17 protein-coding genes are annotated in these 25,291 nt (G+C 35.9%); 8 read left to right on the forward strand and 9 right to left on the reverse strand.

What is annotated here, in order from left to right:
- Positions 1-270: 270 nt before the first annotated feature.
- Together ggt and FA045_RS11970 are read right to left on the reverse strand one after the other, a co-directional pair.
- Complete coding sequence (gene ggt, locus FA045_RS11965; protein ID WP_136877314.1) at positions 271-1,986, reverse strand: gamma-glutamyltransferase; 1,716 nt, start codon at positions 1,984-1,986, stop codon at positions 271-273.
- Entirely contained in the window at positions 1,964-3,733 is a 1,770-nt protein-coding gene (locus FA045_RS11970; RefSeq protein WP_136877315.1) for an AMP-dependent synthetase/ligase, read from the reverse strand. Before FA045_RS11970 ends, ggt begins: the two co-directional genes overlap by 23 nt.
- A 241-nt stretch (positions 3,734-3,974) precedes the next feature.
- Here FA045_RS11970 and FA045_RS11975 point away from each other — a divergent pair, with 241 nt between their 5' ends.
- Positions 3,975-4,454, forward strand: coding sequence for a hypothetical protein (locus tag FA045_RS11975; protein ID WP_225871331.1), 480 nt, complete (start codon positions 3,975-3,977; stop codon positions 4,452-4,454).
- A 150-nt stretch (positions 4,455-4,604) separates the two neighbouring features.
- Here FA045_RS11975 and FA045_RS11980 read toward each other — a convergent pair whose 3' ends face one another.
- Positions 4,605-5,822 (reverse strand): exo-beta-N-acetylmuramidase NamZ family protein, encoded by a 1,218-nt coding sequence (locus tag FA045_RS11980; RefSeq protein WP_136877316.1) that lies wholly within the window; start codon positions 5,820-5,822, stop codon positions 4,605-4,607.
- Between the two features lie 344 nt (positions 5,823-6,166).
- A complete protein-coding gene (locus FA045_RS11985; RefSeq protein WP_225871332.1) occupies positions 6,167-7,969 on the reverse strand; it encodes a M61 family metallopeptidase in 1,803 nt (600 codons plus the stop codon).
- Between the two features lie 208 nt (positions 7,970-8,177).
- Here FA045_RS11985 and FA045_RS11990 point away from each other — a divergent pair, with 208 nt between their 5' ends.
- The 4 genes from FA045_RS11990 to FA045_RS12005 are packed head-to-tail and all read left to right on the forward strand — an operon-like array spanning position 8,178 to position 14,571.
- Entirely contained in the window at positions 8,178-9,272 is a 1,095-nt protein-coding gene (locus FA045_RS11990) for an efflux RND transporter periplasmic adaptor subunit (protein WP_136877317.1), read from the forward strand.
- Complete coding sequence (locus FA045_RS11995) at positions 9,269-12,388, forward strand: efflux RND transporter permease subunit (RefSeq protein ID WP_136877318.1); 3,120 nt, start codon at positions 9,269-9,271, stop codon at positions 12,386-12,388. The genes FA045_RS11990 and FA045_RS11995 overlap by 4 nt, the downstream gene beginning before the upstream one ends.
- 1 nt (position 12,389) lies before the next feature.
- A complete protein-coding gene (locus FA045_RS12000) occupies positions 12,390-13,700 on the forward strand; it encodes a TolC family protein (protein WP_136877319.1) in 1,311 nt (436 codons plus the stop codon).
- A 16-nt stretch (positions 13,701-13,716) separates the two neighbouring features.
- Positions 13,717-14,571 carry an N-acetylglucosamine kinase gene (locus FA045_RS12005; protein ID WP_225871333.1) on the forward strand — a complete coding sequence of 285 codons (855 nt, stop codon included), beginning with the start codon at positions 13,717-13,719 and terminating at the stop codon, positions 14,569-14,571.
- An 819-nt stretch (positions 14,572-15,390) separates the two neighbouring features.
- On the opposite strand, the gene FA045_RS12010 is transcribed toward FA045_RS12005, so the two are convergent.
- The 3 genes from FA045_RS12010 to FA045_RS12020 form a co-directional block, all read right to left on the reverse strand.
- Positions 15,391-15,588: a hypothetical protein gene (locus FA045_RS12010; protein ID WP_136877320.1), complete on the reverse strand. Its 198-nt coding sequence runs from the start codon at positions 15,586-15,588 to the stop codon at positions 15,391-15,393.
- Complete coding sequence (locus FA045_RS12015; protein ID WP_136877321.1) at positions 15,588-17,096, reverse strand: glycoside hydrolase family 10 protein; 1,509 nt, start codon at positions 17,094-17,096, stop codon at positions 15,588-15,590. The genes FA045_RS12010 and FA045_RS12015 overlap by 1 nt, the downstream gene beginning before the upstream one ends.
- An 81-nt stretch (positions 17,097-17,177) precedes the next feature.
- On the reverse strand, positions 17,178-18,743 hold the full coding sequence (locus tag FA045_RS12020) for a M20/M25/M40 family metallo-hydrolase (RefSeq protein ID WP_136877322.1): 1,566 nt from the start codon (positions 18,741-18,743) through the stop codon (positions 17,178-17,180).
- Between the two features lie 774 nt (positions 18,744-19,517).
- Here FA045_RS12020 and FA045_RS12025 point away from each other — a divergent pair.
- The 3 genes from FA045_RS12025 to FA045_RS12035 all read left to right on the forward strand — a co-directional run bounded on the left by FA045_RS12025 (position 19,518) and on the right by FA045_RS12035 (position 21,712).
- A complete protein-coding gene (locus tag FA045_RS12025) occupies positions 19,518-20,657 on the forward strand; it encodes a hypothetical protein (RefSeq protein WP_136877323.1) in 1,140 nt (379 codons plus the stop codon).
- Between the two features lie 150 nt (positions 20,658-20,807).
- Positions 20,808-21,236, forward strand: coding sequence for a VOC family protein (locus FA045_RS12030; RefSeq protein WP_136877324.1), 429 nt, complete (start codon positions 20,808-20,810; stop codon positions 21,234-21,236).
- Positions 21,237-21,262: 26 nt separating this feature from the next.
- Complete coding sequence (locus FA045_RS12035) at positions 21,263-21,712, forward strand: GNAT family N-acetyltransferase (protein ID WP_136877325.1); 450 nt, start codon at positions 21,263-21,265, stop codon at positions 21,710-21,712.
- Positions 21,713-22,034: 322 nt separating this feature from the next.
- On the opposite strand, the gene FA045_RS12040 is transcribed toward FA045_RS12035, so the two are convergent.
- Both FA045_RS12040 and FA045_RS12045 read right to left on the reverse strand, forming a co-directional pair.
- Positions 22,035-23,303: a DUF1501 domain-containing protein gene (locus tag FA045_RS12040; RefSeq protein ID WP_136877326.1), complete on the reverse strand. Its 1,269-nt coding sequence runs from the start codon at positions 23,301-23,303 to the stop codon at positions 22,035-22,037.
- A gap of 8 nt (positions 23,304-23,311) precedes the next feature.
- Positions 23,312-25,276 (reverse strand): DUF1800 domain-containing protein, encoded by a 1,965-nt coding sequence (locus tag FA045_RS12045; RefSeq protein WP_136877327.1) that lies wholly within the window; start codon positions 25,274-25,276, stop codon positions 23,312-23,314.
- Between the last annotated feature and the right edge of the window lie 15 nt (positions 25,277-25,291).

The raw sequence follows: 25,291 nt of genomic DNA on the forward strand, positions 1-25,291 counted from the left end.
TGTGTTTAAACTAAGGCATAAATATCAAAAAAGACTTCCTTTAACTACGCGAAGGATTATTTTTTGTAGTCATGATAAAATTAAAGGGTCTTCGACTACGCTCAGACTGACATAACCGGTTAATTTAAGAACAATGGGCGAAACAGATTAGACAAGTCGTCTTTGCGAGGATCGATCCTTCATCGAGACGAAGGAATATTTTATGCTACGACAATCGCTGGCTAATCCCTCCTTAAAGATTGCTTCACACCAAGCTCGTAAAGTCGATTTTTACCAACCTATAGCTTTATCATCACCACGCGGATCGGCGCCGCCTTGATAATAGCCCCACTTGGTTTTTAAAATAGCATCAACCCTTCCAATTGCACCCCTACGCACAAATTTGTAACCTTTGGCTTTTAATTTTTCAGTTGTTAGACTATCCATTGCATTCTCCTCCACCAACACTTCATCTGGTAACCATTGGTGATGGAACTTTTTAGCGTTCACCGCATTTTGCATCGACATGTTAAAATCAACCACATTTAAAATGGTTTGAAAAACAGAAGTAATAATTGTTGATCCGCCGGGAGTGCCTACTACCATATATAAATTACCATCCTTCGCCAAAATAGCTGGTGTCATAGAACTTAGCATCCGTTTCCCTGGAGCAATCGCATTTGCCTCTCCACCAACTAAACCATACATATTTGGTGATCCTGGTTTCACAGAAAAATCATCCATCTCATTATTTAATAAAAAACCCGCTCCTTTTACCACTACACCTGCTCCGTAAGAACCATTTAAAGTAGTTGTTATTGCAACTGCGTTACCTTCTTTGTCTACAATAGAAAAATGAGTTGTTTCTTCGTGCTCGGATGGAGCAATTTGGCCTGCACTTACCGATGTACTTGTACTTGCCATTTTCCAATTAAAAGTACTCATGCGTTGTTTAATGTAGGCATCATCAATCAATTTTTGCTGTGGTACTTTGTAAAAATCAGGATCACCCAAATGAGCTGCCCTATCTGCATAAACTCTTCTTTCAGCTTCAATCATGACTTGTACGGTAGAATCTGAATTAAAACCCCATCTACTCAAAGGAAAAGGCTCTACAGATTTAAGTAATTGTATCAATGCAATTCCGCCGCTTGATGGCGGAGGCATGGTAACCACATCATAACCCCTATAAGTTCCTGTCACTGGTTTACGCCAGATTGCTTTGTAATCAATTAAATCTTGTTTAGCAATTATGCCTCCACCACGCTTCATTTCTGCAACTATAGAATCTGCAACTGCCCCTTCATAAAAACCTTTTCTTCCTTCTTTTGCGATTGCTTTTAACGTATTTGCTAATTCAGTTTGCACCAAAACATCTTCTGCTACCCATTTGGTATCTTTAACTAAAGCTGTACCTAGCGGATTTAATTTACTAAATCTATTTTTTAATCCATTTAATTCATTGGCCTGTCTGGTGGTTAACTTAAAACCATTAGTGGCAAGCGCAATTGAAGGATTTACTAGATCTTCCCATTTCAGTTTTCCATATTTTTGATGTGCTTCTTCCATGCCAGCAACAGAGCCTGGCACACCAGCAGCTAATTGTCCGTATAAACTTTTTTCTACTATCGGATTACCAGCTGCATCTAAATACATATCTCTGCTAGCAGCCGAAGCAGCTTTTTCTCTAAAATCTAGCGTACTTGTTTCGCCTTTGGCAGAACGATAAACCATAAAACCACCACCACCTAAATTACCTGCATTTGGATAAACAACCGCTAAAGCAAACTGCACCGCAACTGCGGCATCTACAGCATTACCGCCTTTTTTTAAAATATCTACACCAACTTGAGAAGCAATTTCACTTGCCGATACCACCATGCCGTTTTTATACTCGCCACTGTTATTTTTACCCAAATGCTTGCCAGCACAACTAAATAATAAACTGCAAGCAAATACTAATCCCGTTAGGGTCAAGTAAATTTTATCCTTTGTGACTTTCTGCATCTTTGTAAATTTTATCGATAATATCTTTATTTTTTTCTAAAATATTTTTTCTTTTTAGGCTTAACTTAGGTGTTAATTCTCCGCCATCAATACTAAACTCTTTTGGTAGTAAGGCAAACCTTTTTACTTGTTCCCATTTACCAAACTCTGATCCTAATGTAATGATAATCTGATTATATTTCTCTATAACCTCTTCATTTTGGCACATTTCTTCGTTGCTAGTATATTTTACTCCTTTATACTCACACCAAGCTTTTAGAGCCGGAAATGTTGGCACAATTAAAGCAGCTGGAAATTTCATATTCTCACCTAGGACCATTACCTGCTCAATTAGCGGAGATTCTTTGTACTTGTTTTCTAACATTTGCGGTGCAATGTATTTACCACCCGCTGTTTTAAAAATTTCCTTTTTACGATCGGTAATTTTTAAAAATTTTCCTTCTACAATTTGTCCAATATCGCCAGTATGGAACCAGCCATCTTGATCTATACATTCGGCAGTTAAATCATCACGTTTGTAATAACCTTTCATAATGTTATGACCACGGGCTAAAATCTCTCCGTCTTCGGCAATTTTTATTTCTACGCCCTCAATTACAGCACCTACAGTACCAAACATGGTTGAGGCAAAATGATTTACAGTAATTACTGGAGATGTTTCAGTTAATCCATAACCTTCAAAAATTGGCATTGCAGCTGCCCAAAAAATACGATTTAAACGTGGATTTAAAGCAGCGCCACCAGAAACAATTACCACGATGTTGCCACCTAATGCTTCTTGCCATTTTTTAAACACCAATTTTCGGGCAATCCATAATTTAAAATTATACCACCAACTGCTGTTATGGTCGTATTTTTCGGCCAATGCCAAAGACCAAAAGAAAATACCACGTTTAATTCCCTTTAAGTCTTTACCTTTTTCCATTATTTTATCATACACTTTTTCTAGCAAGCGTGGCACTGTAGAAAATGCATTTGGTTTTACTTCCTGAATATCTGCAACAATTGTATCCATGCTTTCGGCATAATAAACACTTACATTACCATAGGCATATAAATAGGATATCATTCGCTCAAATATGTGAGAAAGGGGTAAAAAACTAAGTGCTTTTTCTAATCCAGGGGGCAGTAGAACTGAAGATTTGATGAAATTATTAACCAAATTATGATGGGTTAGCACCACTCCTTTCGGTGTACCTGTTGTTCCAGATGTATAGATTATCGTTAAAATATCTTCAGCAGCTACTGCATTTTTATACTGATCTAAATCAACCTGAACATTTTTACCCATTTCTATTAACTCTTGCCAATGCGAAGCTCCTTCTACCTTATTAAAAGTATATATTTGAATGGGACTAGTTAATATTTTATTTACTGCAGTTAGTTTCTGAAAGAGGTTTTCATCTCCAACAAATACAATTGTAATCTCTGCATTTTCTATAATAAATTTAATATCATGCTCTGCTAAAGTTGGGTATAGCGGAATTTGATAGGCGCCCAACTGCATAATTGCATAGTCGCAAATGTTCCACTCGGGTCTATTTGCCGACATTACCGCAACTCGAGAACCTTTTGCTACACCTTTTGTAGTTAATGCGCAACTTAACCAATCTACTTCTTTACAAAATTGAGCAGTACTATATTTACTCCATTTACCATTAATTTTTCCACTTACAAATTCATCCTTCGGGAAATTTTCGAGGTTATGTTTTAATAGATCGAATACTCTTGTGATATTTCCTGACATAAGGTTATGATTTAAATTTGGCCAAATTAACAGCAAAGCTGAAGGCTTAACTGTCGTTTCTCAAATCTAATAAATTATATTTTGTAGTCCAACGGATTTTAAATTTATTCTGCATGCATAGTAATTTTGTAGAATTTAGCTCTTCTTAAAATTTAGTTTTTAAATATATTTTTTGTTGCGCACAACTTAACGGCATAAAAGTTGCTATGCTGATACCATTATTAAATATTAACATAACATTATGAAAAAATTATTATTTACTCTACTTACTGGCGTTGCAATTTTTGCAATGAGTACATCTGATGTAAAAGCTCAGGATTACAAAAATGCAATTGGTGGTCGTTTTGGTAGCTATAACGGTATTACCTTTAAAACTGGCTTAAGCAACAATGCAATGCTTGAATTGATTGGTAACTTTAGAAGCAACAGAAATTTTAGTTGGGCGCAATTAACAGGATTATATGAAGTTTATAACCCAATTGGTGGAGCTCCTGGTTTAAACTGGTACTATGGTGCTGGTGCAAGTGTTGGTTCTGTGAAAAATAAATTTAATGATGAAAGCGATATTTATTTAGGAGTAAATGGTGTTTTAGGTTTAGATTATAAATTTAAAGGCGCTCCTATTAACTTATCTTTAGATTGGATCCCAACTTTAAGATTAACTCCTGATACTGATTTTTACAGTGGTGATGTTGGTTTAGGTGTAAGATTTACTTTCTAGTAATTTACTAAAAACTATAAAATCCCGTTAGGTTTAATTGCCAAACGGGATTTTTTATGTCATCGAAAAAATTTTGCTATTGAATTCTTGCTAAGGATAAAGTAATTAATGACTTACGAAGTTTCAAAAACTTCGTAAGTCTGATTTCGATTAAGGATAAAGCACATACTTCAATCTCATTTTTTTATAAGCTTTTAAACCTGGTTCCCAACCTGCTCTTATCGTTTCAATTGGCACATCATCAATAATTTGTTGTCTAAAATCTCCACGCCCAATTTGTATTTCGATATTATTCATTTGATTGCTAAACTTCGATTCAAAAAACTTTTCTTTTTGAGGATGTGCTTTGTAGAGCTCCTTAATCCAACTAAAATTAATTTTTTTGCTTTTTCTTAAAAGTTCTACATCATAATTACGTAAGTCGATGCCATAACAAACTTCATCCATAAAAATTGGAGCCTCGGCCATGCCTTTGATGCTTTTAGGCGTAAAGCTAAAACTATAAATCCCTTTATAAGCTGGGCTGCCCAAAACAGTGAAAGGATTATATGTACCTCTGCCATGGTTTACGTAAACTCCTTCGAACATACAAACACTCGGATATAACAAAATAGATTGTTCTGTATTTAAATTTGGTGATGGTGCAACTGGCAAAACATAACGCATATCGTGGTTGTAGTTTGCCACCGGAATTATCTTAATATCTGCTTTAACTTTATTGGTTAGCCAACCTTCGCCGTTAACCATTTGTGCAAATTCACCCACTGTTAAACCATGCGACATCGGAATTGGAAACATACCAATGCCAGATTTGTATTTCATATCTAAAATAGGTCCATCAATTAAGTAACCATTCGGGTTAGGGCGATCTAAAATTAACAATTGCTTTTTATTGGCTTCGCAAGCCTCCATTAACCTTGCCAAGGCATTAATATTGGTATAAAAACGAACGCCAACATCTTGCAAATCGTAAATTAAAATATCTACATCTGCTAAATCTGCTGCGCTAGGTTTATTCTTTTTACCATATAATGAAATAATGGGAATACCTGTTCGCTCATCTTTTTCATCAGCTATTTTTGCACCAGCACTAGCGTTACCTCTAAAACCATGCTCTGGACCAAAAACCTTAACAATGTTGATGCCCAATTTCTGCAAGCTATCTACCAAATGAGATTTGCCTATAACAGAAGTTTGATTGGCTAAAATGGCTACCCTTTTACCTTTTAATAAAGGCAAATACAAGCTGGTTTGTTCTGCCCCCGTTTTAATAGTTGATTGAGCAGTATCAATTTTGGTGGCCTTAATTTTTGGAGCACATGAAAATAAAAGAAAACTAACAATAGCTATTAAAGAGAAATTTTTCATAAGATTTACATTGGTAATGATGTTTAAAGATACATCATAAAATGAATTAGGTTTTACGTTTTAATTTATGCTTAAATAAAAGAGGTTGTATCATAAATCATTTTTTTTAAAAAACTAACCAAATTTAATTTTACATACTGTCACACTGAGCGTAGTCGAAGCGCACTAAAAGGTCTTCGACTACGCTCAGACTGACAAAAGTGAATAAAAATTAAATCTAAAGTATGAATTGAAAAAACATACAAATTTTAATTTCGTTATCAGTATTTGATATTAACTTCTGATACAGCTTCTTAATCTCATCTGATTATTTTTAACTGAAAACTGTTAACTGAAAACTGAAATTATATTCCCATCCATTTTTTGCGAACCACTAATTGAGCTGGTGTTGCATCATTTTTAATGGTACTTTTAAATCTCACATCTGGATTGGCGGTTAATGTAATCGCTAAATCTCTTTTAATACCATCTCTCACAATGCTTACATTTACAACATCGCCAACTTTTTTATTGCTGATTTGGCTCATTTTATCAAAAGCCATTTCTGCTGGTGCGCCGTCAATTGCTGTAACTTCATCATTAACATTTAATCCGCCATTCCAAGCGCCCGAACTTCTTTTAACACTACCAACAAAAACCTTTCCTGTTCCAGCCGATGCTCTTGCCGCAGTAGCACCTAAATAAGGTACGCTTTTGCCTTCATTCTCATTTACCACATCGATACCTGCATAAGCGAAATATTTAGCAAATTCTACATCATCTGTTCCGGTTACGTATTTATTCCAAAAATTAGTAAAACTGATACCACTTATTTTTTCTACCATGGCTTTAAACTCTGCATCTGTATATCCTCTTTTTAAGGTTTTGCATTGTAAATACATCGCTTTCATTACATCGTCTAAACTTTTAGCCCCTTTTGTAGCATTTACAATTTCTAAATCCATCATTAAACCAACAACTTGTCCTTTGGTGTAATAAGAAATAAATGTATTGTTCGAGTTTTCTGAAGGGCGATAAGCTGGGTTAATCCAAGCATTGAAACTAGATTCGGCGGCAGAATTAATTTTAGAACCTGGCGTATTCATTACGGTACCAATTGCGCCAAGGTTACTCGTAACAAATCCCTCTGGTGTTGTAAAACCAGCTCTTAACATCATTTTTGTTGGGTAATAGGAAGTGAAACCTTCTGCAATCCAAAGGTTGGTGGTATAATTCTCATTTTCGTAATCAAACGGACCTAAAGCAATAGGGCGTAATCTTTTCACATTCCACAGGTGAAAATACTCGTGGGCTACCAAATTTAAAAACCCAGCATATCCTCTATCGCTGGTGTAAGCATTTCTTGTTGCTCCTAAAACGGTAGAGTTTAAATGCTCTAAACCACCTCCACCTTGTGCGTAATTATGCACAATAAACGTGTAGTGTTTGTTTGGATTTTCGCCAAAAACAGCTGTTTCTTGTTCAACTATTTTAGCCATATCAACTTTTAATTTTTCCTTATCGTAATTGCCTCCGCCGTACATGGCAACTTCATGTCTAACACCTGCTGCATTAAATTCAAAAATTTCTTGGTTACCCACTTCAATAGGGCTATCAAACAAAATATCAAAATCAGGTGCGGCATAAGTAAATTTCTGACCAGCTACAGGTTCTAAACCAGTACTTACTTGATCCCACTTACCAAAAGGGATAATTTTTACAGTACTTGGATTCTTAATCATCCCGTCAGGAAACATAAAAATACTTGCAGGAGATAAAAAAGCATGAGAATCATCTATAAAAGCAGTACGAACTGAAACCTCAAAAGCATAAACACGATAATTGATTTTTACCGCATTGGCCTTTGCGTTATAAACTCTCCAAGTATTTTTATTTACTTTTTCGGTTTTTACAGCTTTGCCATTAACTGTTGCTCCAAAATCTTCTACGCTTTTTGCAAATTCACGCACCAAATAAGAACCTGGTGTCCAAACTGGCATTTTCACATCCACATAAGTTTTTGCTGCAACACCAGCAAGTTCCATTTGTACTTCTGCATAATGTGCTTGTGGTTCTTTAAAACTTACTTCGAAGTTTATTTTTACTTGAGATTTTGCGGTCATGGTAATTGAAAGTAGGACTACTAATCCTAAGATTGATTTTTTCATTGGTTATTATTTTTTATGGATGAGTAATCGATATTTAATTTACTAAATAAAGATTATTTCATAAACATAGTTGAAAATGTAATTCACAAAATTATAATTTCTAATTTTTTTAACACTCAAAAATAAAATTTAAGGTGTAACATATTAAGTACATCAAATTTAAACTCAAACAATTGAATAATTTTGCACGTTACAATCAAAAATACACATGAAAAAAAGATATATTTTTTATATCATCCTTGCGTTGGGATTAGCCTATTTAATTTATTACAGAATAACCGAAAATAAAAAATTGTCTGGCGATGGTGGCCCTGGAAAAGGAGCTGCAGGAGCAAAAGGTGGTGCTGGCGGACCGGGCATAGTGGTAGAAGGAATTGTGGTAGCAACCCAACCATTTAATAGCAACTTAGAAATTTCTGGCACAATAGAGCCCAATGAATCTGTTGCTTTAAGAAGCGAGGTTGCTGGTTTAGTTACTGGCATCTATTTTAAAGAAGGTACAAATGTGAGTAAAGGAACGCTTTTGGTAAAGATTAACGATAGAGATATTCAGGCTCAATTACGTGATGCGCAAACCAAACAAAATCTTTCGGCTACAAGTGAAGGTAGAGCAAAACAGTTGTTGCAAAAAGGCGCTATAAGTCAGGAAGAATATGATACTTCACTAGCTGCTTTTCAATCGTTTCAATCGCAAACACAATTGATTAGAGCACAATTGGCAAGAACCTCTATTATTGCACCATTTAGCGGAAAAATAGGTTTAAGAAATATATCTGTTGGAGAATATTTAACGCCAACTACACAGATTGCCAATTTAATGAGCATCAATCCTGTTAAGGTAACCTTTTCAGTACCTGAGAAATATGTAAGTTTAATCAAACTAAACTCTACCATATCATTTAAAACTGATGCATCTAGCAAAACCTACACTGGTAAAGTATTTGCTGTTGAACCAGGAATTAGTCAGGACACCAGAACCTTACAAATTAGAGCATTGGCTCCAAACCCTAATGGCGAGCTTTTACCAGGTTCGTTTGCCCAAGTTAAACTTGCTTTAACCACTATAAACGAAGCCATACTTGTACCTACCGAAGCAATTATACCAGTATTAAAAGGTAAAGTTGTTTACGTTACCAGAGACGGTAAAGCACAACAAGTACCTGTAGAAGCGGGCACGCGTACAGCAGAAAGCATTTTAATTACATCGGGTTTAAAAGTTGGCGATACTGTTTTAACTACAGGATCTATGTCTTTAAAACCAGATGCACCAGTTAAGGTTAACATTGTAAAACCTAAGCAATGAGCATTTCGACCACGAGTATAAAAAGACCGGTTCTTGCTATTGTAATGAACCTTGTAATTGTTCTGTTCGGAATAATAGGCTATAATTTTCTTGGAATTAGAGAATATCCATCTATTGATCCAACTGTTGTTTCGGTTAGAACCTCCTATCCTGGCGCAAATTCTGATATCATTGAATCTCAAATTACTGAGCCATTAGAAAAATCCATTAACTCTATTGATGGGATTAGAAATATATCTTCATCAAGTAATCAGGGTTCGAGTAATATTACGGTTGAATTTAATTTGGGTAAGGATATTGATGAAGCAGCAAATGATGTGAGGGACAAAGTATCACAAGCTTCAAGAAATTTACCTACAGATATTGATGGCTTACCAACGGTAACCAAAGCCGATGCAAACTCTGACAACATCATTTCGATGACCATACAGAGTGATAAAAGATCGGTTACTGAGCTAAGTGATTTTGCTGAAAATGTAATTGCTGATAGAATTCAAACCATACCTGGTGTAAGTGGTGTGCAGATACAAGGCCAAAGAAAGTATGCGATGCGTGTTCGTATAGATCCAAATCGATTATCGTCTTTTGGCTTAACCACACAAGATATTATCGCCTCGCTAAATAGCGAAAATGTAGAACTTCCCTCTGGGAAATTAACAGGTGCAACAACAGAATTAACTGTAAAAACCTTAGGTAAATTAACCACACCAGAAGAATTTAGAAATCTGATTATCAAAAACGACAGTTTAAATGTGGTTAAGCTACAAGATGTTGCTCAAGTTGATTTAGGTTCTGAAAACGAAGAGACGGTGTTAAGAGAATCGGGCAAACCAATGGTTGCGGTTGCTATTTTGCCACAGCCTGGCGCTAATTATCTAGAAATTAGTAAAGAATTTAATAAACGCTACGAAAAGCTCGTTGCGGATATGCCAGAAGACATTAAACTTAATGTTTCTATTGATAGCACTTTGTTTATCAAAAGGTCGGTTACCGAAGTTGCCGAAACTATATTAATTGCCTTGGTACTGGTAATTTTAATTATCTATTTGTTTTTTAGAGATTGGGCAATTGCTTTTAGACCACTAATTGACATTCCGGTTTCGTTAGTTGCTACGTTTTTTATCATGTACATTTTTGGTTACTCTATTAATGTACTTACGTTACTAGCCATAGTTTTAGCAACTGGTTTAGTGGTGGATGATGGTATCGTGGTAACGGAAAATATCTTTAAGAAAGTGGAAGAAGGTTTATCGCCTATTGAAGCAGCTATTAAAGGTTCTAATGAAATTTTCTTCGCTGTAATTTCAATTTCTATTACACTTGCGGCGGTATTTTTACCCGTAATATTTTTAGAAGGATTTGTGGGACGGCTGTTTCGAGAGTTTGGGGTTGTTATTGGTGCAGCGGTTTTGATATCGGCCTTTGTATCGCTAACGTTAACACCAATGCTTAATGCTTATTTGATGAAAAAAGGCGGGCATGAGCCTAGTCGCTTTTACAAATTTACAGAGCCTTATTTTGTTAAATTAAACGATGCTTACAAAGCTAATTTAGATAAGTTTTTGGCAAAAAGATGGTTAGCTATTCCGATACTTGTGGTTTGCGTTGGCTTAATTGCGCTATTTTGGAATTTGTTGCAGAAAGAAACTGCACCTTATGATGATAGAAGTGCGATTAACATGAACATCAGTACACCAGAGGGATCATCATTTGCATTTACAGACCGTTTTATGGGCAAAGTTGCGCAAATGGTTACTGACTCTGTTCCAGAAAAACGAGTGCTGATTACCATTACTTCGCCAGGTTTTGGGGGAGCTGGAGCTACGAATTCTGGTTTTGTAAGAATGGCATTAACCGACCCAGGAGATAGAGATCGAAGTCAAAAAGAAATTGCCGACCAGTTAACAAAAACCACTAGGAAATATACCGAAGGTAAAGTTACTGTAACACAACAACCTACTATTTCTGTTGGCAGAAGAGGTGGCTTACCTATAAGTTACATTATACAAGCACAAAATTTCGAAAAACTGCGAGAAAAAGTGCCTGTGTTTATGGATGAGGTTTCTAAAAACCCAACATTTACCACTTCTGATGTAAACTTAAAATTTAACAAACCAGAAATCAATTTAACAATTGATAGAGATAAAGCCAGAAATTTAGGCGTTTCAATTATCGATATTGCGCAAACCTTACAACTAGGCTTAAGTGGCCAAAGGTTTTCTTACTTTTTCATGAATGGTAAGCAATATCAAGTAATTGGGCAATATGATGTGAGCGACCGTAAAGATCCTTTAGATTTAAGTTCTGTTTATGTAAGAAACGATAAAGGAGTTTTAATTCAACTAGATAATTTAGTTACGGCTAAAGAAGAAAGTAGCCCACCGCAATTGTACAGAAACAACCGTTTTATTTCTGCTACCGTTTCTGCAAGTTTAGCACCCGGCAAAAGTATTGGCGATGGTATTGAAGTAATGGATGAAATTGCTGCAAAAGTATTGGATGAAACATTTAGTACAGATTTAAGTGGCGAATCTAGAGATTTTAGAGAAAGTTCATCAAATACTTTATTTGCATTTGGCTTAGCTTTATTGTTGGTTTATTTAATTCTATCGGCACAGTTTGAAAGTTTTAAAGATCCAATTATCATTATTTTAACCGTACCAATGGCAGTTGCTGGAGCATTTTTATCGCTGTGGTTATGTGGCCAAACCTGGAATATCTTTAGTCAGATTGGCACAATTATGCTGATCGGTTTGGTAACCAAAAACGGAATTTTAATTGTAGAGTTTGCCAACCAATTAAAAGAAAAAGGGGCAACAGTTGAAGAAGCAATTAGAGAAGCATCGGTTAGTAGACTACGACCAATTTTAATGACTAGTATTACCATTGCTGTAGGTGCTTTGCCTATTGCCATGGCTTTAGGTGCAGCTGCAAGAAGTAGAATGAGTATGGGAACCGTAATTATTGGTGGAACTATTTTCTCTTTGGTTTTAACATTATTCGTTATCCCTGCAATTTATTCTAAGTGGAGTAAAGAGCACAAAGAAAATAAAGATTTGACAGATTCATTGGCATCGGCGGAAGCTGATGAAAAGGCAGAGCAAAATAAAATTTAACATGAAACTGAAGTATTTTATATTTTTTATCGCCCTATGGCTTAGCAATACGACTGTTTTTGCACAAGAGGTTTTAACCTTGCAAGAAGCCATCACAATTGCGTTAAAAAACAACTACGATATTAAATTGATTAATAACGAAGCTAACATCGCAAAAAACAATGTAAACTTAGGGAATGCAGGTATTTTACCAATTGTTGCGGGTACATTTAATACTGGCGGAAGTAGACAAAACACCGTACAAACACAATCTACCGGAATACAAAGAATTGTAGATGGCGCAAGAAGCACCAATATGGGTTATGGAGTTGGTTTAGACTGGACAATTTTTGACGGCTTTAGCATGTTTGCCAATTACGATAGGTTAAAAGCATTGGAAGAACAAGGAAAAATAGTTGCTAAATCTCAGATTTTAACCACCATTACAGATGTAGTAAGTGCTTATTTTAATGTAGCCAAACAACAACAGTTGGTAACCGCATCAGATAGTGCAATTAATGTTTCTACCTATAGGTTACGCATTGCCGACAATAAGCTTCAAATTGGTAGAGGTTCTAAATTAGATGTGCTTGCTGCAAAAGTTGATTACAATACTGATACATCTACTTATTTGCAACAAAAAAACTTGTTGAGCAATTATCAGGTTACTTTAAATCAGTTATTAGCCAGAAACCCACTTACGCAATTTGTAGTGCCTAACGATATGAGCATTGATGAGAATTTGGAATATACAGACATGGCCACTAAAACCGAAATGCTAAATCCAGAATTACAAAGTGCAGTAATTAGCAAAAAAATAGCTGAGCTTAATTTAAAGGTCGTTAAGGGAAATCGCTATCCATTGGTAATGGTAAATAGTGGTTACGATTTTAATAGAAATGCCAACCCTACAGGTTTCAGTATCAGATCAAGATCTAATGGTTTTACTTATGGCTTAACTGCAAGCATTCCGATATTTAATGGCTTTTTGCAACGCCAAAATGAAAGGAACGCAAAAATTGCAGTTAACTCTTCTGAACTTACTATTGAAAGAACAAGGCAAGAAATTATTGCCCAGTTAACCACAGCATACCAAACTTATAGTACATTTTTAGGCTTAGTAAAACTAGAAAAAGGCAATGTTGATATCGCAGATGAAAATTTAGACATCACATTAGAAAAATATAGACTAGGGAGCATTGCACCATTAGAATTAAGAGAGGCACAAAGAAACGCCTTGAATGCACAAAGCAGATATTTAGAAATTCAATATCAGGCTAAGCTGGCAGAAATTTCACTTAAAGAGTTAAGTGGAACATTAAATATCCAATAATTTACTATTTTAGTGCATGATTTTAGTTGCAGATAGCGGTTCGTCTAAGACAGATTGGATGGCTTATAGTCCGGGACATACCCTTACTTTCAGTACGCAAGGCATTAATCCTTATTTTGTAAATGCCAATGATGTGGTAAGGATTCTTTCGAAAAATAAAGATCTTTCCGCCTATGCGAATACCATAAAAGAGGTTTACTTTTTTGGCTCTGGTTGTTCTTCTCCTGATAAACATGAAATTATTTCAAACGGTTTATCAACCTTTTTTACCAATGCATTTATAAGCGTAGATCACGATTTAATTGGATCGGCTTATGCTACTTGCGGAGATAAAAAAGGCTTAACTTGTATTTTAGGAACTGGATCTAACATTACTTATTATGATGGACAAAACGTACACGATGGCAAACATGGCTTAGGTTATGTTTTAGGCGATGAAGGTTCTGGAACATATTTTGGCAAAAAAGTGCTGGCATCTTATTTGTATGGCACTATGCCAGCCGATTTGCGAACTGAATTTGAAACACAATTTGAAGCGAAGAAAGAGACGGTAATTCAAAATATCTATCAAAAGCCCTTCCCTAACTCTTATTTAGCAACTTTTAGCCGCTTTATGATTGGCCATAAAGCGCATCCATTTATACAGGAAATTTTGTTAGCTGGTTTTCAGGAATTTATTGACACTAACATTTGCCACTACAAAGAACACAAAACTTTGGAGTGCCATTTTGTAGGCTCTATTGCTTATTATTACCAAGATGAGCTTAAACAAGCCTTGGCCAAAAATAATATTAAAGCCGGAAAAATATTGCAAAAACCAATTGAAGGTATTTTCGATTATATCATGAAACGCGAAGGTATTGCGGTTTAATTCATTTTCAAAAATCGACGTTAAAACTGGTTTGGGAAACATAACCAATCTTTTGTTTTCAGCTTTGACAACTTTCTTTCCTTCTTGCTATAAAAGTTGTCAAAGCTTATAAGAAAACAAATTGTATCAGCTTTAATACCGCTTAGTAACTATGATTTGTGTAATGAACTTTAAGCAATCGCTTAAGGTAATTTATCCCTTATTTTTACTATTTGTAAGCCTGATCGTTAATGATGTTATTAATTTGAGCGTTGTCGGGGACGCCAACGCAAGAGATTTCTGTTAGCCGGGCTTTTTGCTACTATTTTTTCTGTACTCTCGAAGCACTTTTTAATTCTAACCGAATATGCAGGATGGTACTGGCAACGAACAGATTTCTCCTCGCAAAAAGCTCGTTCGAAATGACGTTACAAAAAAGGATTTTCGTTACAAACCCACCTGCCTGCCAGACAGGCAGGTTTATAAAACACGAGCTTGCAATGCTATGGAAGGTGTTAAACACCCAAACCTTAATATTAGCAAAAACCCTGGTATCTAAACCCGACAGCAGCGGAAATACTTTTTGTTTTGCCATAGTAATCGTCCGATGAACCTAGCATTGTTTTTATATTCATGGGATGACACTCGTAAAGCACAAAAAGATTGAAGCGAATGGCGGGACAGAACCCTTCATAAGATCTACTGCAATTGCTTTTCAAATTTTAACCATAATAATATTTATGATTTTAAAACTAACCACCAACATTTCGGTCGGTGAGACACCAACCGATAGGATAACGTGAGGGAATAGCGGTTTAATTGATGGTAGAAAATTTTTAGCTATTTTACCTCATCCATTTCGTAACCCTTAAAATTCCAATTTCCCTTTGCATCCTTTTCATAATTAACTTTATAATTAGAAGCTGGAGGAATAGTGAAATGAAAACTCAATTTCGTTTCGTTTGGATCTTTAGGTATGAAATGGTTAACTATCGAATTTGCTGTTGCTTCAACCTGTTCTTTTGAATGTTGTTTCATTATTTGGTTTGTTCAAGAATTGGATATTCAACAAAATCACTTTCATTACCTGTTCTATCAACGGCTGTAACTGCAATTGCAGATAAATTATTTCTGTCTTTACCATTGGCAGCTAAAACAGCCGTCAGCACATCTAACAATTGATCATTTCTGTTCATGATCCGATAATTCCATTTGTTGCCATATTTATAATAAACCACCCATCTAAATACATCACTTGGTTCATTATGGCTCCATTTTATTTGCAACATGTTGCCAACTGGCGATAAACTTACTTCAGGTTTTAAAGGTTTTTTATCATCTAACCACTTACTTGGCGGTACAATTGCTTGTTTTTGGTATGGCCCATCAATTAAACCTTTTCTTAACTTTTCGTGCTTAATTAAACCAGCAATACTCCAATGTACCGCACCCTTGCTTTGCGGCACTATCCCTCTTGTAATCATAATCTGGTTAATAATTTCATCCACATTTTTATCATCGCCACCTAAACTTATACTCATACCAGGCCACAAATGCCTGCCTTTGGTATTTTCACTTTGCCACCAATTTAACAAAACCGGAAAACTTTGAGGAATTACATTTACTTTCCAATACAATTGAGGGGTGAAATAATCTATCCAACCTTTGTTTAACCACAACTTGGCATCTGCATACAGTTTATCATACTGGTCATAACCTTCAATAGATTCTGGATAACCTGGTCGCCAAATTCCAAACGGACTTAAGCCAAATTTAACCTGTTTCTTTTCGGCTTTAATTACTTTGTAAACCCGCTCAATAAAATTATTTACACTTTCCCTTCGCCAATCTCCCCTACTTAATTTACCACCATTTTGTTGGTAAGCAGCCCAACTTTTATCGTCTGGAAAATCGGCTCCACCATTGTACGAATCATAAGGATAAAAATAATCATCGAAGTGAACGCCATCAATATCATATCGTTTTACAATATCTTTTACTACCGCAACAGATTGATCTTGAACGCCTTTAAGGGAAGGATCCATCCAATATTGACCATCCTTTAATTTTACCACCAATTCTGGTTTAGCCTTAACTATTGAATTTGCACTTTCTTCGCCACCACTTAAATGATGCGCTCTATACGGATTTAACCATACATGCAATTCCATTCCACGATCATGCGCTGCCTCTACCCAAAAACTCAAAGGATCATAATATGGGTCTGGTGCTTTACCTTGTGTGCCCGTTAAAAAAAACGACCAAGGTTCTAGATCACTTTTATACAAGGCATCTGCCTGAGGACGAATTTGCAAAATTGCGGCATTAAAATTTAGACCTTTCAACAAATCTAACAATACAATGGCTTCTTTTTGCTGCTCGGCAGTAGTTAAACCTGGTTTACTTGGCCAGTTGATATTTGCTACCGAGGCTATCCAAGCTGCCCTAAACTCTTGCATCGCCTTTGGTGGATAATTTGGTTGCTGCCCAATGGCAAAATAGAAGGTTAAAAGAAATAAAGTTGTAGATAGTAATTTTTTAAACATGGTTTTTAGTCATTATTATTTTACCACATAGGCACATATAATAAAAATCTATGTGCCTATGTGGTGTTTAAAATGTAGCTCTTAGTTTAACCCACCTTTACGGTTTGCTTTAACGGGAGTTGGCCAAATGCCAGGCTGATTTGTTCTTGGATTTACTGGCATTGGCGCTTTCTCTGTAGAAGTTTTTTCAGGATCTTCGCTAGCCATATAAACCAAAATTGCTGCTAAAATGGCGTTGTTTCTTACCTCATCAAAAACAATTTTATCATAAGTATCTCTATTGGTGTGCCAAGTGTACGAGAAATAATCCCATGGTAAAGCACCTAAAGAAAACCCTAAAGCACCAGCAGCAACAAACGATGCATTATCAGAACCACCACCACTTGGTGTGCCTGGGTAGTTTGTTTTAATCTGATTTCTGATGGTATCTGGTACCGCAGCTAACCAACGTGGTAAAAAATCTTTCGCTTTTGCAAAGCCAGCTCCGCCAATATTTACCACTCTACCCGTTCCATTATCCTGATTAAACAAAGCCTGTAAGTTGTTTATAATTTCTGGATGATCTTCTACAAAAGCTCTCGATCCGTTTAAGCCTTGTTCTTCGCTAGCCCAATGCCCAACTAAAATTGTACGTTTTGGATTAGGATAAAATTTCTTTAATAAACGCATGGTTTCCATCATCATAATGGTACCCGTTCCGTTATCTGTAGCACCGCTAGAAGCATCCCACGAATCGAAGTGAGCCGAAAGCATTACATATTCATTTGGTTTTTCGCTCCCTTTAATTTCTGCGAAAGTATTAAATGTTGGCACTACACCTAATTCTTTAGATTCAGATGTAATTCTTAACATCGGTTTAGAACCATATTCTACTAAACGATAAACCAAACCATAATCTTCAAGAGATAAATTTAGCGTTGGAATTTTGGTAGTGTTTGCACCAAAAACCTTATCTACTCCCCAACCAGCACTCCAATTGTTAATAATGATTCCTGCAGCACCAGCTTTTTCAATAGCTAAAGCCAAATTCTTCGCATTTAAACCAGTTTTTGATAAACGATCTCTCCAAGCATTTGCTGCATCCTGTTTATCTTTTTTAAATTTCGCCAAACCATCTTTAGTGGCAAAATCTTCGTAGTTTTTATCTGGTCTACCAGAAATTTGAGCTTGAGAAATTAATACCAGTTTGCCTTTTACCATTGGCAACCATTTTACAAAAGCCATCGAATCTGCAACTACTGGCAATACAATTGCTTCGGCATTAATCGGTTTTCCTTTTGCTGTAGATGGGCTCCAAGCCAATTGTGTGCCTTCTAAACTTCTTAAACGTGGGCTCATTAAATCGATGTGCGTGATGCCTCTCTCCCATCCACGCCATTCTCCCCAATTTTCCATACGAGATGAGATGCCCCACTCGCCATATTTTTTAACTGCCCAATCTCCAGCTTGTTTCATTTGCGGTGTACCCACCAATCGCGGACCAACAACATCTAATAGCTCATGAGCCAATTTTTCTAATTGCGAGTTTTCGGTTGCTTCTTTAGTAACATTGGCAACAAATGCTTCTTTACTTTGCGAAAAAGCAAAACTGCTGCTTAGCATAGTGGCTATAAAAAGCAACAAGCGAGATTTTTGGGTAGTTTTCATCTTTATATAATTTGTTTTTTAATGGTTATGAAGCTAAAATGAGCATATTAATTGCACTTTAAAAGCTGCATGCTCATCATGGTTTCATTCTATAAATTAAAGTTTAGTTTAAGAGAGAAAGGTAAGAAATGCTAGTTTGTTACGCAACAATCATCAAATAAGTTACAGGAAAGACTAAAGAAGAAAGCGGAAAGACTAAATCCAAGAGCAATATTATTTAAGAGCCCGTCATCTCGAACGAGGTACGAGGAGAGATCTCTGCTAAAAGAGCTACTACTAAAGAAAATTATTAGAAAAACAGTGGCAGTAATTCTTAGGTTACGATAGTCCTGCTTTCTGCTAAAGTTTTTTGCCTTCGGCTATAAAAAACTACCGCTGCCAATCAGGTTTAAATTACAAAAAACATTGCAACTATGTAAAATGATGAGCGCATTTAAAATTGCCAGCTGCGAATAAACATCAAAGCTAATTTATGCATAAAATGAAACCAAAATCAAATAGCAATAAAAAATTAAAAAAGTAAATATTTGCAAATCTCCCCAACTGTTGCTTACTTTAGTACATCAACATCCTTTTTGCATTAAAAATCATCCCAAGATTTAATTAATGGAAGCGTGTATAAGGGTTTATACACATTTAAAAACGAAACTATTTAAAATTAAAAACAGTACTTTAAGGTATAGCGAAGACACATTTTACAAATGGCAGTTTCGCATATTTACGAGTTGGTGGCAACATTGCCCGACAACACCCTAACGATACAGCATCATAAAAATGACAAAAATTTTTACTATTTTTTTCGGACTACTTTTTTGTTCCGCAGTTTCTTTCGGACAAGAACCAATTGACGTAACGGACCAAACAATAAAACTTCGTGGTGGAAACGAAGAAGAACTCTATTTCGGATTTGCAACTGGCGACAAAATTATTTTCAATTTTCAAGAAATGGACGACAAAGAATTGAAAGAAATTGAAATCATAGAATATCCGAGCAATTCAAAATTTTCAGATTACAAAACTAAAAAAGTTGAAAACAAATCTATTTTAGTAACAAAGCAAGGTGTTTACACTTTTAGATTTAAGAACTCTGCTTTAGGTGGAAGAATTTGTAAAATTAAAATTCAACGAATTCCTGCATCGAATGAAACAAAAAATTTCAATTCGACAGTTACTTGGGAAACCAAACAAGAAACAACTTATAATACTTATACCAAAGACGTTGTTGTTGGTTATGACACAACATACGTTCAAAAATCGATAAAAAAGTTAGTAAAAACAGAGCTTTCGGAAGAAATGATTATTGACAAAACAGAAAGAGTTCATTCAATTAACAATCTCGACTATAAGAACTTTAAAACTGTTCGAGTTACCTTGCCACAAAATGAAATATCAACTTACAAGACCAAAAAAATTGTTTCTTGGTTATATTGGATTGGTGTTGGTAAAGAAGCATCAGCTGCTTGGGCAAAAAATGTAAATACAGTAAAAAATATTGCTTCTGATGCAGCAACTATTTTTGGTGGTGGACCACTTGCAGTACTTGCAATAGGAACAATTTCAAGTTTAGCTATGCCGACAATGGGGGAAGATGTTGGTTATTGGTTTATTACTGACGACAACAATGCCCAACTTTTTATGGGACGCCAATCATTTATGCAATTTGACAAGGGAAAAGGAATAGCAGCGTATGGCAAAAATTCAGACAGAACACAAGGTATTTTTCACATCGGACTTTCAAACGATAATCAATTTCAAAGTATTGATGCTAATATTAAGATCTCCGTAATTTGGGAAACAAATATTTACGAAAACCAACTATACACAGACACTATTATTACGCCAAGATATGAGAGGAAAACTTTTTCTGACCCAATTATCAAGACATTTAAAGTTCCAGTAACAGGGCAATATTAAGACAAACAGCCGATAACAGCACCTTTTCCCTTATCAGCTGTTTTCTTCAACCGCCGAAACTTTTCATTATATTAGTTTATCGATTAAAGCTTAAAAAAATGTAAATCAGTCTATTAATATCTTAATAAAACCACTTTTAACTAACAAACTATGCCTCTGATCAATCCACACATCAACTTTAATGGCAATGCCGAAGAAGCTTTCAATTTTTACAAATCAGTATTTGGAGGAGAATTTACTAGGATCATCCGTTTTAAAGACATTGCTAGTGATGAATTTCCTGTAGCAGCACATGAAGCCGATAAGCTGATGCACATTGCTTTACCCATTGGTAAAAACTTTCTTTTAGCCAATGATGTTCCAGAAATTATGGGGCGAACCAACGAAAATGAAAATAGAAGTAAAATTTCGATAAGCGCCGAAAGTAAAGCAGAAGCCGAAAAATTGTTCAATGGTCTTTCTGCAGGTGGTACAGTTGAAATGCCATTTGAAGCTAGTGGTTTAGACACCTATTTCGGAATGTTTAGAGACAAATATGGAATTGAATGGATGATCAACTTCGACCCTAACGATAAGTAAGATTATTTACCGAAACCTGAATTAATATGATAATTCGACCAGCTGTAATCGATGATGTAAAACAAATTCAAATTGTAAGAAACTCGGTAACAGAAAATACATTAACAGACCCTAATCTTGTTACAGATGAAGATTGCATTAACTTTATTACCTTTAGAGGAAAAGGTTGGGTGTGTGAAATGGATAATCAAATTTTGGGTTTTGCAATTGTTGATCTTCTTAATTACAACATTTGGGCATTATATATAGACCCCAATTTTGAAGGAAAAGGTATCGGCCAATTATTGCATAATGAAATGTTAGATTGGTATTTTGAACAAACCCAAAAAACTGTTTGGCTAGGTACAGCTTTTAATACCAGAGCAGAGCATTTTTACACTAAAGCAGGCTGGAAAATAGTTGGGAAACACGGTTCTGACGAAACCAAATTTGAAATGAAACATGAAACTTGGCAGCGTTTAAGAATTAATCGCTAACATAAGTTTAGAATTAAAAATACATTTAAAAGTTTTCTCAGTCGCGAAAAGCTCTTTCGAAAAGACGGCAGCATATCTCAACTAGTCTTAGCGTCTCGCTAAGACTTTCAATTCAATCTTCATTCATTTTTGTCAGTCTGAGCGTAGTCGAAGACCTTTTAGTGCGCTTAGACTACGCTCAGCGTGACAGTATGTAAAATTAAATTTGTTTAGTTTTTTAAAAAATGATTTATGATACAGCCTCTTTCAATCTTCATAAAAACTCAAAGTATAACTTCTCATTTAACACTACTCCTCCCCTCGGGGGAGGTTGGGTGGGGCTTTATTTCATCACCCCTATTTGCTTGCCCTGCCAATCTGGAAATAATACTTGATCATTGCTAATACCCAAATGTTTATCTGCTACTTCGCTAAACACTGCCCTAAAATCGGTAGTTACGGCTAAGTCTCTACCATCTTCTAAATTTTCTTTTACCAATGGATTTACTACTCCATGTACCAAGCCACCGTTAACCGAATTACCTAAAATAAAATTACATGAAGCACGGCCATGGTCAGTTCCTCCAGTTCCATTCTGTGCAACTGTTCTTCCAAATTCAGTCATGGTCATTACTGTAACTTCATCTTGGTATTTACCCATATCAGTCCAAAATGCCATCATGCTATTGCTCAAATCGTTAACATTACGGGCAAAAATACCAGTATCTGTACCTTGGTTAAAGTGCGTATCCCAACCACCAGATTCGGTGAAAGCCACTTCCATACCCACATCCATTTTTATGAGTTGGGCAATTTGTTTTAGCGAGTTACCCAAAGCCGTATTCGGATAAACCGCATTGTATTCTGGTTTGTAATTCTTGGTATCGGTTTTTTGTAGCATTTTAATGGCATCAAAACTTTCTTTGCCCGTATTTTTTAATAAACCAGATGAAGTTTGATCGTATAAATCTTCGAAACTTTTAGATGCCAAATTAGCACCAGCTTGATTTCCTTTCAATTGAATGTTAAAATCTGCTAAATTGTTAATGGCAACTGCCGGATGATCTCCATAAAAAGACCTAGGTAATGAAGTAGTTAAACTTACACCTTGAAAAGGAGTTGCTGCATCGTGACCTAACAAACCAACTGCACGGTTTAACCAACCACTAGCCGTACCTTTTTTAAACGGCGTACCGGATTCCATAAAATCTTGTGCATCAAAATGTGAACGCGTGTTATTTGGCGAACCAATTCCGTGTACAATTGCCATGCGTTTTTCTCTAAACATCGGCTCAAAGGCAGTCATTGATGGATGTAAGCCAAACTTGCCGTCTAAATCTATCAACGGTTTATTTTTTCCACCCTGTGCAGCACTCATAAATATACTTGGCCTGGCTGCTTTTAAATATTGATCGGTAAATGGCGTTACTGCCATTAATCCATCCATCGCTCCGCGTTGAAAAATACAAACCATGATTTTTCTTTTCTTGAACAAAGCCGGTGTTGTGGTTCCCGCAACAGCATCAGCCAAAAAACTTGGCATACCGCCGCTTAATCCAATTCCGAATAGGGCTAAGCCGCCTGCTTTTAAAAATCCTCTTCTTGATGTCATGATCTGATCTATTTACGTTGAAACTCTGGTGAACCTATAATTACCCCAACAACTTGCGAAAGCATATTTACTGTGCCTGCTTTTTGGGTGGGATTAGCATTGGCTAAGGCTTTTTTACCTTTTTTCATCTTTTCTGCATCATCCATAATATTGGCATCTTCGTTAGCCATGGTGTTCATTTGCATTGGCGGTGCAGTTTTTTCTGCCGCTTGCATTACTTTATTTTCCAAATTGGGATCATTTAACATTGGCTTTAACCTTGCAATGGTTTCCTCAAGTTTTCGCTCAGGCATTAATAATTTGCTGTATATTTTTAATGCAGCTTCGGCACTTTCTGGCTCGTGGTTATTATTCATTGCCGCCAAATTAAAACTGATGCCCGGTATTTTTTGTGAAGCCAAAGCCAAACCAAAGTTCATTCTGTTTAACAATGAACCCGTATTGATCCAGTATTGTCCGCGGTCTGGAAAACCAGTTGGCGCTTGGTAATAATACATTTGTTGGCCCATTTTATTAATCCAAGTATACAATTGGTAAGGTTGATTAATTTTTGCATCTAAACTTCTTACTGCACTTATGGCCAATTCAAAAGGTGATTTTGTTTTTTCTCTTAAGGCATTTGTCGACCAAAATTCGGGTGAATTTACCATGGCGGTTAAAACTGCTGCAATATCGCCTTTGCTATTAGTAAATGTTTTCGCCATTTGATCTATCAAACTTTTAGGCGGATGATCACTTACAAAACGTGTTGCAATTTTGCCAGAAATAAATTGAGCAGTTGCTTTATGGTGGGCTAACATTTTTAATAATGTTACACCTTCTTCATAACCTCCGCCAGCCGGAAATTTTTTACCTAAAACAGTTTTCTCTCCATTATCATGTCTGTTAGGCACAAACATAAAATCTCCTTCGCGTACAAAACCTCTTTTTGCTAAATTGGCTTCGCCGATGTTTTCAATCATCTTTTTTATTGGTGCGCCATAACCATTATCGCCCATTGGCGCCAATGTCCACCCAGTTAAAATACGAGCTGCTTGGGTTACATCGCTTTGCGTATAACCACCATCAACCCCCATGGTGTGCAACTCCATTACCTCACGAGCGTAATTTTCGTTTAAGCCAGATTTAGCGTTTTTCTTTTTATTGGCTTGCATTTTTTGTAATGCAGCTGCTCTAGCTTTTTTCTGTTGAGGATTTGCTGCATTTTTAGCATTTCCCATCATCATATCATCGGGCAAACTCATGGGAACATTAGTGCCAGAACTTGTAAAATTGTCTAAATACATCAGCATTGCTGGAGATTTAGCCGTACTTAAAACTAGGTTTTCGAAACTACCAAACACATTCGGACGAATAACATCTCGCTCATAAGCAGGCACATAAGAAGCACACTGATTTTTACTTAATGCTACATTAAAATGATTGAACCAAAAATCTGTCATCAATTCGCGAAACTGATTATTGGTATAAGTTGCCCTTAATATTTTTTGATTGATAAATTGGCGATATAAGTCTTGCTGCGGTCTGTAACCCTTTTCTTTCATGTAAGCGGCAAGCAAATTTCTATAGGCCTTTCCGTTTACTGAATCTTTATGCACTGCACCATCTCTAACTGCGAAACGCACCAATTGCGCATTACGCGGATATAAATTTTCTACTTCGGTATTGCTTAGGTTTATTGCATCAAAAACTTTTAGTTTGGCAGTTAAATCATCATCTTTTAAATTACCTTCAAATTGTTGATTTAGCCATTTTTCTAAGCCAATTTTTAGCACATCGGCTACATCGCCAGGTTTTGCGCCATACGTAAATCTACTTAATAAATGAGCGGCTGCTTGTTGTGGCGTTAATCCGGCTTGTTTATAAGGCAAATTAAACTTTTCTCTATCATTTGAAACTCTAACAAATGATGAAAACACCAATGCCAAACTAAAAGCAAAAATACTGATGTAAAAACTGCGAATTTTTCTCATGACAATTTCCAATTA

This window comes from Pedobacter cryotolerans (assembly GCF_005116475.1).
Classification (GTDB): domain Bacteria; phylum Bacteroidota; class Bacteroidia; order Sphingobacteriales; family Sphingobacteriaceae; genus Pedobacter; species Pedobacter cryotolerans.

What these genes read in the sequence shown, in the direction of transcription:
- ggt (WP_136877314.1), bottom strand. Translation starts at nt 1,986, where the DNA reads ATGCAGAAAGTCACAAAGGATAAAATTTACTTGACCCTAACGGGATTA.
- FA045_RS11970 (WP_136877315.1), bottom strand. Translation starts at nt 3,733, where the DNA reads ATGTCAGGAAATATCACAAGAGTATTCGATCTATTAAAACATAACCTC.
- FA045_RS11975 (WP_225871331.1), top strand. Translation starts at nt 3,975, where the DNA reads ATGAAAAAATTATTATTTACTCTACTTACTGGCGTTGCAATTTTTGCA.
- FA045_RS11980 (WP_136877316.1), bottom strand. Translation starts at nt 5,822, where the DNA reads ATGAAAAATTTCTCTTTAATAGCTATTGTTAGTTTTCTTTTATTTTCA.
- FA045_RS11985 (WP_225871332.1), bottom strand. Translation starts at nt 7,969, where the DNA reads ATGAAAAAATCAATCTTAGGATTAGTAGTCCTACTTTCAATTACCATG.
- FA045_RS11990 (WP_136877317.1), top strand. Translation starts at nt 8,178, where the DNA reads ATGAAAAAAAGATATATTTTTTATATCATCCTTGCGTTGGGATTAGCC.
- FA045_RS11995 (WP_136877318.1), top strand. Translation starts at nt 9,269, where the DNA reads ATGAGCATTTCGACCACGAGTATAAAAAGACCGGTTCTTGCTATTGTA.
- FA045_RS12000 (WP_136877319.1), top strand. Translation starts at nt 12,390, where the DNA reads ATGAAACTGAAGTATTTTATATTTTTTATCGCCCTATGGCTTAGCAAT.
- FA045_RS12005 (WP_225871333.1), top strand. Translation starts at nt 13,717, where the DNA reads ATGATTTTAGTTGCAGATAGCGGTTCGTCTAAGACAGATTGGATGGCT.
- FA045_RS12010 (WP_136877320.1), bottom strand. Translation starts at nt 15,588, where the DNA reads ATGAAACAACATTCAAAAGAACAGGTTGAAGCAACAGCAAATTCGATA.
- FA045_RS12015 (WP_136877321.1), bottom strand. Translation starts at nt 17,096, where the DNA reads ATGTTTAAAAAATTACTATCTACAACTTTATTTCTTTTAACCTTCTAT.
- FA045_RS12020 (WP_136877322.1), bottom strand. Translation starts at nt 18,743, where the DNA reads ATGAAAACTACCCAAAAATCTCGCTTGTTGCTTTTTATAGCCACTATG.
- FA045_RS12025 (WP_136877323.1), top strand. Translation starts at nt 19,518, where the DNA reads ATGACAAAAATTTTTACTATTTTTTTCGGACTACTTTTTTGTTCCGCA.
- FA045_RS12030 (WP_136877324.1), top strand. Translation starts at nt 20,808, where the DNA reads ATGCCTCTGATCAATCCACACATCAACTTTAATGGCAATGCCGAAGAA.
- FA045_RS12035 (WP_136877325.1), top strand. Translation starts at nt 21,263, where the DNA reads ATGATAATTCGACCAGCTGTAATCGATGATGTAAAACAAATTCAAATT.
- FA045_RS12040 (WP_136877326.1), bottom strand. Translation starts at nt 23,303, where the DNA reads ATGACATCAAGAAGAGGATTTTTAAAAGCAGGCGGCTTAGCCCTATTC.
- FA045_RS12045 (WP_136877327.1), bottom strand. Translation starts at nt 25,276, where the DNA reads ATGAGAAAAATTCGCAGTTTTTACATCAGTATTTTTGCTTTTAGTTTG.